The sequence below is a fragment of the Limnospira sp. PMC 289.06 genome, assembly GCF_032350395.1.
Classification (GTDB): domain Bacteria; phylum Cyanobacteriota; class Cyanobacteriia; order Cyanobacteriales; family Microcoleaceae; genus Limnospira; species Limnospira platensis.
The window spans coordinates 73,480-84,312 of record NZ_JARPLC010000001.1 but is presented as its reverse complement, the minus strand read 5'-3'; the positions used below and the strand labels follow the sequence as shown (position 1 = coordinate 84,312).

The following is a 10,833-nucleotide window of genomic DNA, read 5'->3' as shown; positions in this document are numbered from 1 at the left end:
TCAGTTGTTTATCACCGGCTTTTCATGGCGATTTCGGGGGTCTGACGCACCCTACCATACAGACCGGGGGAAATGGTGCGTCAGTTGTTTATCACCGGCTTTTCATGGCGATTTCGGGGGTCTGACGCACCCTACGAGTTGGATTCGGGAGACCCTAGGGGTTTTTGGGTGGGAATACCAACAGGACGGGGAAAGCGATCGGGTGTGGGTTTAATTTTCCGTAAATAGACGCAGTGGCGGACACTTTCGGTTACAGGAGTGACAAAGGCTTCCACGGAGTCTAGTTTACCGCCCAAGGGAGCGATCGCATTTTCTAAATCCTGCTGTTCCTGTGGGGTCCATTGACCGCGATATAGTACCGCCACCCCGCCAATTTTCAATAGGGGTAAACTATATTCAGCCGCCACCGTAGCCGCCGCTACAGCCCGTAATACGACCAAATCATAAGTTTGGCGATGGTCAGACTGTTGGGCGATCGCTTCTACCCGTCCCAAATAGGGGATAGCATTTTCCAGACCCAAACGAGGGACTAGAGTTTGTAAAAAAGCAATTTTCTTACCGGTACTATCAAGCAATGTGACTTCTGCTTGGGGAATAGCGATCGCGATCGGAATACCAGGAAAACCCGCCCCAGTACCAATATCAATCACCCGCAAAGGCAATTTATCCCCGGACAACCAGGGTGCGACCCCCCGCAAAGAATCCCATAAATGCTTTTCCCAAAACCCCACCGGATCAGTAATGCGGGTTAAATTAAGCCGTTGATTACCCGCCAAAATCTGCTCATAGAGTACATTAAATATTTGCAGTTGGCGATCGCTAGGTATCCAACCCAGAGTTTCCCAACCTTCCGACTGAATTTCCCCCAAACCCAATTCCTCCAAAACTATCGTCACACCACAGCCGGATCAACATTTTTCAGCAAAGTTTGCGGATCAGCAGGTTGCAAATTGCCATGATCAAGTCGCCAACAACAATCGGCAATTTCCAACAGATCCCCCGCATCATGGGTAACAACCAATAAAGTCCAGTGAGATTTTAACTTGTCCAGCAAAGCCACCAACTGCCGCCGCATTGACCAATCTAAGCCCGCTGTCGGCTCATCTAACATCAATAAATGAGGTTGTCTGATTAATTGTACCGCTAAGGCTAACCGTCGCTGCTGTCCGCCACTGAGGGAATGGGGAGCCTTTTCTAAGGATAGACTCTCTAGCCCCACTTCCCCCAAAGCATTTTGCATCATATCGAGTCTGATTTCTGGGTGTCCCAGTCGCAACTCTTCCAAAATCGAGCCGCCGCAGAAATGTCGCTCTGGAAACTGAAACACTAAACCCGCCAGTTGCGGTAGTTGTTCAGAGGTTAACTCCTGTTCACGCCAGCGAATATCCCCTTTGGTTTTTTGAGCCAGACCCGCTAAAATTTCTAGTAATGTACTTTTACCAGAACCGCTACTACCCACAATCAAGCCTAACTGTTGCGGAGGCAGTTCTAAATTAATATTATTCAGAATGGGAGCATTGCAGGCGGCCGGATGATAAAGCAAATTTCTGATATATAGCATTTGGAGCAATTCTAAATGTTACTCAAACCTATCAATCCTGGCACAAACTAGGTGCAGATGATAGTATCCCTCGATTCCCCTAGGGGCTAAATTTTGGTAAAACTCCAGCCCATTAGCATTTTCAAGGAAAGATCCCTATGATTAGCTTATCAAATCTTATAAAATCCATTCACCCCAAAACTATCACCCTGTTTGGTATTACCCCTATTGCGATCGCTCTGTTATCTTTAACTGCTACTGCGGCTGACCCCTTCCGCACTAATAATCCTAGGGTTATGGGTGAGCAAACCGAAGCCGCCTTTCGGGCTATGTTTGAGCGAGGACACTATGTTGAGGCGCAAAAGTACCTCAAACAGGCTGAACAGCTTGGTACTAATGAACCAATGGTTTTTGCTCTCCAAGCCTCTCTAGCTTATCAGGCTCAAGACTGGGATGCTATGAAACGCTACGCCGACCTAACTCTGCAAACTGCTCAATCTCTTATGGTTTCTGACCCTCTACGGGGAAATCTTTATATGGCGGTGGGTCATTTTTTAGAGGGTGCTTATATTGTCCAAACTCAAGGAACTATTAAGGGGGCTCCCCAGGCTTTAAATAAGCTGCAAACTGTGCTACGATTGATGAACGCCGCCGAACAAATTGATCCTCAAGACCCAGAGCTAAATTTGCTCAAGGGATATATGGATTTATTTCTGGGTTTAAATTTGCCCTTTTCTGACCCCATGGCTGCTGTAGAGCGCCTGGAACGTTACGCTGGTCCTCGTTATCTCGCCCTTTGGGGAATTGCGATCGCCTATCGAGATCTTGACCAATTAGACCGGGCTTTAACTATGGTTAACCAAGCCTTAGAAGAAGTGCCTTTTCATCCAGAATTGTTCTATCTCAAAGCTCAGATTCTCGCCTCTATGGGTAGGCAGAAAAATAACCCTCAGCTATTGGATGCTGCTTACCAGAGCTTTAATGTAGCATTATCACAACCTGATCAACTTCCTAAGCTGACCGTGGCTCAGATTTTTTATGAGCAGTGCAAAACTCTTAATAATATTGATAGCCTAGACCGCCCTTGTCATCCCCTACGCAATACCATCAGAGATACTAATGGCTTATGGGGACCCACTCAGTTACCGCCTTTATAACAGGCTGATCAACACCCCCTCAATTTATCTGTCATCCCCGATAATTTCCGGTTATTTCCGGTAATATAATGGCAGACTGGGGGGTTATCTACCTTAATCATCACCAAAAATAGAGAGGTTTAATCTGGTCTCATGGATGTAAAGTTTCGAGAGTTTAATCAATTTGATATCTGGATTTGGTTAAGGTTTAGCACGATTCCTTCCATGGTAGAAAGACAGTATATTGAGGAGGTTCTGAATTCCTGGTTTTTGTTGGGTAAATTGGGGGGATTTAATGCCGAAAAAATGCAGGTGCAAGAAGTTGGTGTTGACCTCAATTATATGACCTATGAAAATGAAAGAAATCGTGATGCTATGATGGCACTAATGCACAATATGGGGGAAGTAGAATATGAGGGACTGTGGGCGCGTTGTTGGTTTGATTTGGGAACCAGTGATGCTTTCGCTTTGGATGTTTTGATTAATTCTTTGGAACAACTGAGTGATGATTATGTCACCATAGAAGAGTTCATTATTGGCGGACAAAATCAAGATTGGCCCGTTTCCAATGATCGTCATGATCCTGATTTTGCTAACGATCGCATCTCTTGAATTGTTCCCCTCAAATCTCATTAGAGTACAATCGAATCATGGCTAAACAGAAAATCAGGGTAATTGCACTAGGATTAATTGAGGATAACGATCGCATTTTGGTGTCTCAGGGATACGACCAGGAAAAACAAATAACCTTTTATCGTGCTTTAGGAGGAGGTGTAGATTTTGGCGAACATAGTCGAGATGCACTCCAAAGGGAATTTCTCGAAGAACTCAACGCGGAAATTACTGATATAGAATACCTAGATTGCCTGGAAAGCATTTTCGTTTATAATGGTAGTCAGGGGCATGAAATTATTCAACTGTATAGATGTAAATTTGTTGATCGCCAATTTTATCAACAGGAGCAAATCCCCTTTAAGGAAGGCGATCGCCAAAAATTAGCCCTCTGGGTTCGGGTGGAGAGATTTAAGTCAGGAGAAGCTCAACTTGTTCCTGAAGGCTTTATCAAATTCCTGGGGTAGTCCTGTCCTTGTACTCAATAGGTGATCCATCATGTCACATCAACAACACCATCATCAACATCACGATCACAACCACGATCAAGTTGAAAAACCAGTTAACCCGATCATTGCCAAACTCAAGGCGATCGCCCAGCCGAGGGTGTGGGGACCCATTGGTGTGATTTCCCTAGTGAGTATATTTGTATGGGAAGTCTCAGAAAATCCCGAACTCTATCGGATTGACTGGGAATCGGAAACCTCCGAAAGTGGACTATCTCCCGAAGAATTGGCGATCGCTGCCGAAATTGACAGTTCAGGCTTACTAATCGAAGAATTACGCCGAAACTCCCCTGAGGATGTTAGCCTATTTAACAATCCTATCCAAGGCGGAGAAGACGTATTCGAGGAAGTTCGCCGCCGTAACTCTAGGTCTGATCAAAATACCCAAACTGAGAGTTCCAGAAACTCACGACCCACTGAAATAACCAGCACCCTACCTGAACCATTCCCCGAACCCACAGCCACCAGTCCCTTTAATGCTACCAGCCAGGCTCTGCAAAATACCCAAAATACCCAAAATAATAGACCCGGATCCTTTGGTTTATTAGGGTGGGGAAACTCAACTGACCAGGACAATCAAGAAACCCTAACTAACTCCCCCTTAGCACCCACCCCACTACAGGCGGCGATGGGTCAGTCTTTCTCATCATCGACAAGTGAATCCGAAGGCGAAACCCAAACCCCAACTCAAGGGATGTTCAACCCTCTGATAGTCACTGGAAGCAGCAATAGTCAGGTGGCTACCCCATCATCGACAAATGGGGATAATAACACCAACACCGCCTCTGGTATTCCTCTACCCGCATACGCACCCCCAGTTCAAATTCCCGAAGCGAGTTGGGTGGTTCCCAGAACTGTAGCTCCTATTGATGGAACTAATGCAGCCACTGTTGATGTAGCCCCCAACCCATATCAAACTAACCGTTCCCTACCTCAGCCATTATCTGGAACCCAGCCAGGTGGTGTACCACCAGCCCCTGTGCTACCCCCCAACCGCGCTAACCCCCACGGACAATATAACTACACCGGAACTAATCCTTTTGGGCGTAATCAGCCTCAGACGGACAATTCTGGTTTTTCCAACTTTCAGCCTGCCACCCCTAATCCCAATAACTATGTGGTAGGTCCCACCAATTTAAACCCAAATAATCAAAATCAAGTGATTCAGCAACAGGCCCCCTTTACTGCTCCTCGCAGCACTCCCGGTCGCGTGATTGGTGGTGGTAGAATCAACAGTTTCTCTAACCCCTAAGAGTTAAGTTTTATGAGGTTTTGAGTGTTTGTACTTAATTCAGAGTTAAACTCGGACTAAAGTCTATGGAGGAATAGGCTGTGTCTACATCTATCCAGTTTATCGATGGACTTGACGAGGAACTCGGTGGGGTTAGCCTCCGCAAACGCCGAGACAGCAACACCAAGATTGTCGTTTTAGTCTTTAATCAACTCAAGGCGATCGAAAAACTCAGGGCTTATCGCAAACAAATTAGCCATTTATGGCTCCGGGATGAGGAAGGAGAAATCCGCGTCAGTCCCACAGGTGTTAAGTTCTTCTATGTAGGAGATGACGAACTCTCGAAAGCCGAATGTACTTTTGAGGTTCATTCTGAGGATATTTTTGGGCGGGTGATGAGATTTTTGCATCGCTACGCTGATGACCATGGCTTTGAGTATAATGCCAATTGATTTGTTAACAACCCCGCCCTTTTCAGAGGACGGGGCTTGCATATCACAAAATTGGGTTTTTGTCAATAGGGTGGAAAATGACGCTCCGATTTTCTCGTAAAACTCGTGCATCGGGAATTTTAAATTTTGCCGAGATAATATTCTGGATTACGATAGAATAAGGGTTGTAGGCTTTATTTGGGGATGAAGACACAATAAGCCCTTGGTAACGATTTCTTCGAGGATACCACAACCCCTATAATCTCGTCAACTTTTTGCAAGCAATTTTCAATAAAAATGTATCAATTCTTAACAATCTTTTAAAAATTAAATCGATTCGGGTTGATATATTAGCGAAAGTTATTATAAAATTAATTCATTGAAATTTATGGCTGTGACTGGTAAATGGTTTTCGTCTGTATCGCAAATATTTGGGGTGGGTTTATCTTCTGTAGTTTTGAGCGCGATCGCATCATTAAGCCCCGCTCACAGCGCCGAGGAGATGGTCATATCCTATGGTATAGCGAACACCTCAATTGCCATAGCTGACCTGGAAAAATTTGTCGAGTCTGGGGAGAGTACACCGCTTTTATTTGTGTATGGTTATTTACTGAATATCCAGGATACCGAAGGATTAAGAAGAGCTTTAAAATCCCCTTTTGAAGCGAGTCCTTGGAGTATAGATCGGTTTTTAAATTCACCAACGGGAGAAACCATTTTGCGGCGCATGGGTAGAGTGGTGAACACGGTCAGCGGAGAAAATGGTTATATGGCTCTAAAAATAGCGATCGCCCAAGCCTCTAAACGTCCAGAAGGTCTAACCATTATGGGTATTCTACAGGAGTTTCCTGATGCTCAAATTCGCATTGATTTAGATTTTAGTATCCATGTGATCCAGGAAACAAGTCAGGTGTTATTTAGAAATCAGACAATTATCGAGCAAATATCACAGCAGGAGAGGGGCGAAAAGACTGCTAACCTGACAGAGCAACAAAGATTTACGATTCCTAACCCTCGCGATATGGGACCCTATAGCTGGAGAGAAGCAGAGGTAGTATTTTTCAATCCTAATCGCGATCGCCCTTCGCCACTGTTTTTATACTTACCAGAAAACATAAACAGACCCGCACCCCTAATTATTATTTCCCACGGGTTAGGGTCAGACCCAAAAACCTTTAACTATTTAGCCGAACATCTCGCTTCTCACGGTTTTGCGGTAGCCATTCCCGAACATATCGCCACCAGTGCTAATCGTTTTGAAGGATTTTTACAAGGTTTCGAGGAACCTCCCAACTCTTCAGAATTTGCCGATCGCCCCACAGATATTAGCTATTTACTAGACTTACTGGAAGAAAAATCAGCTTCTGACCCATTTTGGCGAGAAAATTTAGATTTGGAAAATGTTGGCGTAGTTGGTCAATCTTTTGGGGGGTATACGGTGTTAGCCTTAGCGGGAGCGAAATTAAATCCCCAAATACTCAGCCAGTATTGTCGTGATCTTTCCAATCAGCGCATTACCCTCAATTTATCAATTATCCTCCAATGTCGAGCTTTGGAAGTGGCTTTAGAACGTCAGAACTTTCGGGACCCTAGAATTAAGGCGGCGATCGCTATTAACCCCTTTACCAGCTTAGTCTTTGGTGAAGGTGGAATGGCTGCTATTAATATTCCCCTGGCGATCGTATCAGGAACCAATGATTATATTACCCCAGCTATTGCAGAACAAATTAAGCCTTTCACCTGGTTAACCAACTCCGACAACATCCTAGTGTTATTTGAGAGAGGGACTCATTTCTCCTTTTTGCAAGAAGAGGGGGGACAAGTACCCATCCCCCCAGAAATTATTGGTCCTGACCCTAACCTCGCCTATCCCTATTTAAAAGCCCTCAGCCTGACTTTTTTTAACCTACATATACGCCGAGAGTTAGATAACCGCAATTACTTAAATGAGGCTTATCTAAATACTATAGGTTCCAGCGTGTTTCAGATGACCATTTTGGAGGAGTTGACTCCTGAACAACTGGAAAGAGCTTTCCAGCAGCCCTAAATTAATCACCAATTTGCATTTTCACCGTCAGGGTTTTGAGTTGTTCATTCATCCAGCGATCGAACAATTCATCCTGCAACTGTTTTTTAATGCCTTTGGTTTCCAAAGTCACCTCGATAAATTCTTCAATTCTAAACAAACACCAGCGCCCTTCGACTTCAAAAGGTCCGATAATTTGACCCACCTTAGCCCCTTCAATCGTAGGTTTTAACGTATCTGGTAATGTGGCTTTACTTACCGCTCCCATCATGCCATTAACCCGGCGTTCTGTGGTGACGGAATATTCCCGTGCTAAAGCCTCAAAACTGCCCTCTCCTGAGTCAATTTTGCTTTTTAAACTTTGAGCCATTTCATAGTCATCAACCACAATTCGTGACATGACTACGGAATCTAAAAACGGTTTGCGTTCTTGGAAATATTCCTCCAAATTCTCTTTAACTACTGCGAGTTTGAGAGTTTCCCGTTTAAACCCATTGGAAACCTGATCATGAAAACTTTTGTAGGTCAAGCGGTTTTCATCGAGCCAAGTTTGGAAGGCTTGGGGGTCGCTGAGATTACGTTCCAGGCGGAAATTAATCACGGCTTGCTCAATGGCGGCTGCATTGGAGTTTGTGTCATCGCGAGATTGCAGTTCTTTATCAATTACATATTGCCTGAGAATATTAGCCAGAAATTCCTGCAATTTTCCCGAATTTTGTAGATATTGTAATGATTGACTCAGGGTAATAGAGTCGTTATCATTAATGGTCAAAAATGGTTGAGACATAGGTAAAAATAATTTGAACTTGGTTGTTAATCTAACTGGAGTATACACCCCAGACTTCATCCCCCCCTAATATAGCAATTATCTCAGATTTTGGTGTGCTATATACTGGGCTAATCTGGCGGTTTAAAACTGAATCGGGAGTTGAAAATAGACAACTGCTAACAGGATAGCAACGATCGCCCCAATTAGGGTATTGATAAAATTGACAACTTCATTGGTAAGCCATTCAACCTGACCCTGCCAAGTAGCACCGATCAGGCTTTCCAGGTTAGTAGCGATAAACGCTGCTATTATACACCATAACAGCCCTATGGCATCAATTAAACCCACTGACCAGCCCACCATAGCCATGGCTAGGGATGCTACCACACCAGCCACAGTTCCTTCTAGGCTGATAGCGCCTTCTGTACCGCGCGGGACTGGCTGCATGGTAGTAATTAAGAAAGTTCGTTTTCCATAGGCTTTACCGACCTCTGAGGCACAGGTATCAGAGAGTTTAGTGCTGAAACTGGCAACATATCCTAACATCAGTAAAGGTGTGGCGATCGCAGTTATGGGACTATCAGCCATCAGCCACTTTAACCCCAAAACTCCCACAGCACAAAGTGCCGCAGTTAAGGCAGATCCCCAGACATTTTCTGGCCCCCTAGCACCCGATCGCTTTTCGGCTATACCCGCCGCCTCTTTTTCAGCCATCCCAATGCGGGTCACGGATGATCCGATAACGAAATAAAACCCCACCACCATATATCCGGGTCCTTGGAGACTTACCCAGACCAACACCCCTAAAATCCAAGCGTGTACAATACCAGAGGGGGTTAAGAGTTTTTTGGGTAGTAGGGCGACAATTCCCAATAGTAGGGTATTAATAGCGATCGCTGCTACCGGTGGATTCGATAATAATGATAGCTGTGGATACATAAGATTTTAAATCACTTTGCTTTGTGGGAATTTTAGGGGAGTTCTCAAAGCCTTCTCCACTGCTGTGATACAGTTGGGATCTTTAACCATCCAAGCGTGTAGTCGGACATCAAGGATAATTTCCTCCCCCCAATTCAGGTGTGAACTGTTCGCCGGAACAATCATCAGATCAAATTTAGTCCAGATTGAGGTAAAATTGAGGCGATCGAGCATTCCTATATTATTATTCAAATCTAACAGTAGGGGGCTGTTGGGGCGCATTTGCGCCGCCGCCTTGGTTGGATAGAAGTTAGCTGTCATAGTTCCGTTATGGGGGGAAGAAATGGTGATTAACCTTTGGACTCGTTCAATTCCCCCTAGCTTCTGTACATAGTAGCGACTGACAATTCCCCCCATACTAAAACCTACCAGGTCAAAGGGTTGATTGGGGGCAAAGTTTTGATCAGCATATTCGACAATTTGCTCTGCTAGGCATTCTATGCTACTTAATCCGTAATTGGGACACAGGTTGAAGCTATGCACCTCCCAGCCCTTTTGTCTCAGGTGCTTAGACATAACTCGGAAAATGGCGATCGTGTCGAAAATACCATGAATCAGTAAAACCGGATTACAGGCTTGATTGTTGTTCATCTGGCAATTATGAGAATTTGTGAATCAGTGTAAATAATTCTGTCGATTTTGTCTCTTTTTGTCACAAATCACCCTCATAAATGGGGTTTGTGTAAAGTTTTGTAAACAATTGTGGACAAATCTTGCCGATAATTTTAATCTGAAATCTAACTTGTGATTAGCTAATGAGTGTCAATTTTCTAAAAACTGAACGGAGTAGGTTTAATGTTAGCCATTGGTAAACTGTTTGGACGTAGTAAAAAATCTGATTATTTTTTAGAGTTTGATGAGGCTAAGGGAACCACAGCAGAACCGAGTCCAACTGTAGCCCCCAAAGCTGAAGCCCCCAAAGCTGAAGCCCCCAAAGCTGAAGCCCCCAAAGCTGAAGCCCCGAAAGCTGAAGCCCCCAAAGCTGAAAAGCCAGAAAAAACCAAGAAATCTGTAGCCAAGAAATCCCCAGAAGCAGCAAAGGCTAATGTAGCTGCTACTCCAGCCCCTGCTGCTGTGGCTAAGGTAGCCTCATCCTCTGCGCCCCTAAATGGTGGTATGAGCAAAACGCCGGAGGGGATGACATTTGCTACAGACTACTTACTTCCCAAGTCTACGGCTAATCGTCGTCGTCCCGGTCCCAACATGAATATGTTTAGGGATATGGCACGTCAGATGTCCTCGAAATAATTAAGATAAGTCCCAATTGACATTGGCAATAATGGTGTCATAGGACAAAAGCTGGAAATTGATCGAGCCTTGGTCTGTCTTGACTGATATCAAGTTTTGGGGAATGTTGAGGGTAACTTGGTGATAACCCCAAGCCCTCATCTGTTTGATCACCTCCCCAGCTTTACAACCAATAAAGCGTTTAAGTTCTTGGTTACTAGGGGTGTAGCTAAGGGAGTTGTGCTGCTTATGTTCAACTGGTGATGGGTTGTTGGGATATGCACAGGTGGGGCTGTTGATGAGATCACTTTTTTGTCTTAGGTGAGCCAAATAGGTGAGAGATGCCATGTCTTAATCTCCTGAGAATGAATTGAGGA

The 10,833-nt window shown here is 44.6% G+C and carries 13 protein-coding genes; 7 read left to right on the top strand and 6 right to left on the bottom strand.

What is annotated here, in order from left to right; translation table 11 throughout:
• Positions 1-131 precede the first annotated feature (131 nt).
• A complete protein-coding gene (rsmG, locus tag P5674_RS00375) occupies positions 132-896 on the bottom strand; it encodes a 16S rRNA (guanine(527)-N(7))-methyltransferase RsmG (protein ID WP_014273976.1) in 765 nt (254 codons plus the stop codon).
• Positions 893-1,561: an ABC transporter ATP-binding protein gene (locus P5674_RS00370; protein WP_008056377.1), complete on the bottom strand. Its 669-nt coding sequence runs from the start codon at positions 1,559-1,561 to the stop codon at positions 893-895. The genes rsmG and P5674_RS00370 overlap by 4 nt, the downstream gene beginning before the upstream one ends.
• A gap of 137 nt (positions 1,562-1,698) precedes the next feature.
• Between P5674_RS00370 and P5674_RS00365 the strand changes: the two genes are divergently transcribed.
• The 6 genes from P5674_RS00365 to P5674_RS00340 all read left to right on the top strand — a co-directional run bounded on the left by P5674_RS00365 (position 1,699) and on the right by P5674_RS00340 (position 7,503).
• A complete protein-coding gene (locus tag P5674_RS00365) occupies positions 1,699-2,697 on the top strand; it encodes a Sll0314/Alr1548 family TPR repeat-containing protein (protein ID WP_152088567.1) in 999 nt (332 codons plus the stop codon).
• Positions 2,698-2,829: 132 nt separating this feature from the next.
• Complete coding sequence (locus P5674_RS00360; RefSeq protein WP_006617412.1) at positions 2,830-3,288, top strand: DUF3531 family protein; 459 nt, start codon at positions 2,830-2,832, stop codon at positions 3,286-3,288.
• Between the two features lie 38 nt (positions 3,289-3,326).
• Complete coding sequence (locus P5674_RS00355) at positions 3,327-3,755, top strand: NUDIX hydrolase (protein WP_006617413.1); 429 nt, start codon at positions 3,327-3,329, stop codon at positions 3,753-3,755.
• Positions 3,756-3,786: 31 nt separating this feature from the next.
• Entirely contained in the window at positions 3,787-5,046 is a 1,260-nt protein-coding gene (locus tag P5674_RS00350) for a hypothetical protein (protein ID WP_315669706.1), read from the top strand.
• Between the two features lie 80 nt (positions 5,047-5,126).
• Entirely contained in the window at positions 5,127-5,477 is a 351-nt protein-coding gene (psb28, locus tag P5674_RS00345) for a photosystem II reaction center protein Psb28 (protein ID WP_006617415.1), read from the top strand.
• A gap of 367 nt (positions 5,478-5,844) precedes the next feature.
• Positions 5,845-7,503, top strand: a complete 1,659-nt coding sequence (locus P5674_RS00340) for an alpha/beta hydrolase (protein WP_006617416.1) — start codon at positions 5,845-5,847, stop codon at positions 7,501-7,503.
• A gap of 1 nt (position 7,504) precedes the next feature.
• Here P5674_RS00340 and P5674_RS00335 read toward each other — a convergent pair whose 3' ends face one another.
• The 3 genes from P5674_RS00335 to P5674_RS00325 form a co-directional block, all read right to left on the bottom strand.
• Positions 7,505-8,269: a peptidylprolyl isomerase gene (locus P5674_RS00335; protein WP_014273974.1), complete on the bottom strand. Its 765-nt coding sequence runs from the start codon at positions 8,267-8,269 to the stop codon at positions 7,505-7,507.
• 123 nt (positions 8,270-8,392) lie between these two features.
• The gene (locus P5674_RS00330; RefSeq protein WP_006617418.1) at positions 8,393-9,190 is read right to left on the bottom strand and encodes a TIGR00297 family protein; all 798 of its coding nucleotides are present in this window, start codon (positions 9,188-9,190) and stop codon (positions 8,393-8,395) included.
• Positions 9,191-9,196: 6 nt separating this feature from the next.
• Complete coding sequence (locus tag P5674_RS00325; protein ID WP_006617419.1) at positions 9,197-9,820, bottom strand: esterase/lipase family protein; 624 nt, start codon at positions 9,818-9,820, stop codon at positions 9,197-9,199.
• 204 nt (positions 9,821-10,024) lie between these two features.
• On the opposite strand from P5674_RS00325, the gene P5674_RS00320 reads away from it, so the two are divergent.
• Entirely contained in the window at positions 10,025-10,477 is a 453-nt protein-coding gene (locus P5674_RS00320) for a hypothetical protein (RefSeq protein WP_014273973.1), read from the top strand.
• Here P5674_RS00320 and P5674_RS00315 read toward each other — a convergent pair whose 3' ends face one another.
• A complete protein-coding gene (locus P5674_RS00315) occupies positions 10,478-10,804 on the bottom strand; it encodes a hypothetical protein (RefSeq protein ID WP_006618352.1) in 327 nt (108 codons plus the stop codon).
• Positions 10,805-10,833: the final 29 nt, after the last annotated feature.

Coding starts and splice junctions, on each gene's coding strand:
- P5674_RS00370 (WP_008056377.1), bottom strand. CDS start 1,561: ATGCTATATATCAGAAATTTGCTTTATCATCCGGCCGCCTGCAATGCT.
- P5674_RS00365 (WP_152088567.1), top strand. CDS start 1,699: ATGATTAGCTTATCAAATCTTATAAAATCCATTCACCCCAAAACTATC.
- P5674_RS00360 (WP_006617412.1), top strand. CDS start 2,830: ATGGATGTAAAGTTTCGAGAGTTTAATCAATTTGATATCTGGATTTGG.
- P5674_RS00355 (WP_006617413.1), top strand. CDS start 3,327: ATGGCTAAACAGAAAATCAGGGTAATTGCACTAGGATTAATTGAGGAT.
- P5674_RS00350 (WP_315669706.1), top strand. CDS start 3,787: ATGTCACATCAACAACACCATCATCAACATCACGATCACAACCACGAT.
- P5674_RS00340 (WP_006617416.1), top strand. CDS start 5,845: ATGGCTGTGACTGGTAAATGGTTTTCGTCTGTATCGCAAATATTTGGG.
- P5674_RS00335 (WP_014273974.1), bottom strand. CDS start 8,269: ATGTCTCAACCATTTTTGACCATTAATGATAACGACTCTATTACCCTG.
- P5674_RS00330 (WP_006617418.1), bottom strand. CDS start 9,190: ATGTATCCACAGCTATCATTATTATCGAATCCACCGGTAGCAGCGATC.
- P5674_RS00325 (WP_006617419.1), bottom strand. CDS start 9,820: ATGAACAACAATCAAGCCTGTAATCCGGTTTTACTGATTCATGGTATT.
- P5674_RS00320 (WP_014273973.1), top strand. CDS start 10,025: ATGTTAGCCATTGGTAAACTGTTTGGACGTAGTAAAAAATCTGATTAT.
- P5674_RS00315 (WP_006618352.1), bottom strand. CDS start 10,804: ATGGCATCTCTCACCTATTTGGCTCACCTAAGACAAAAAAGTGATCTC.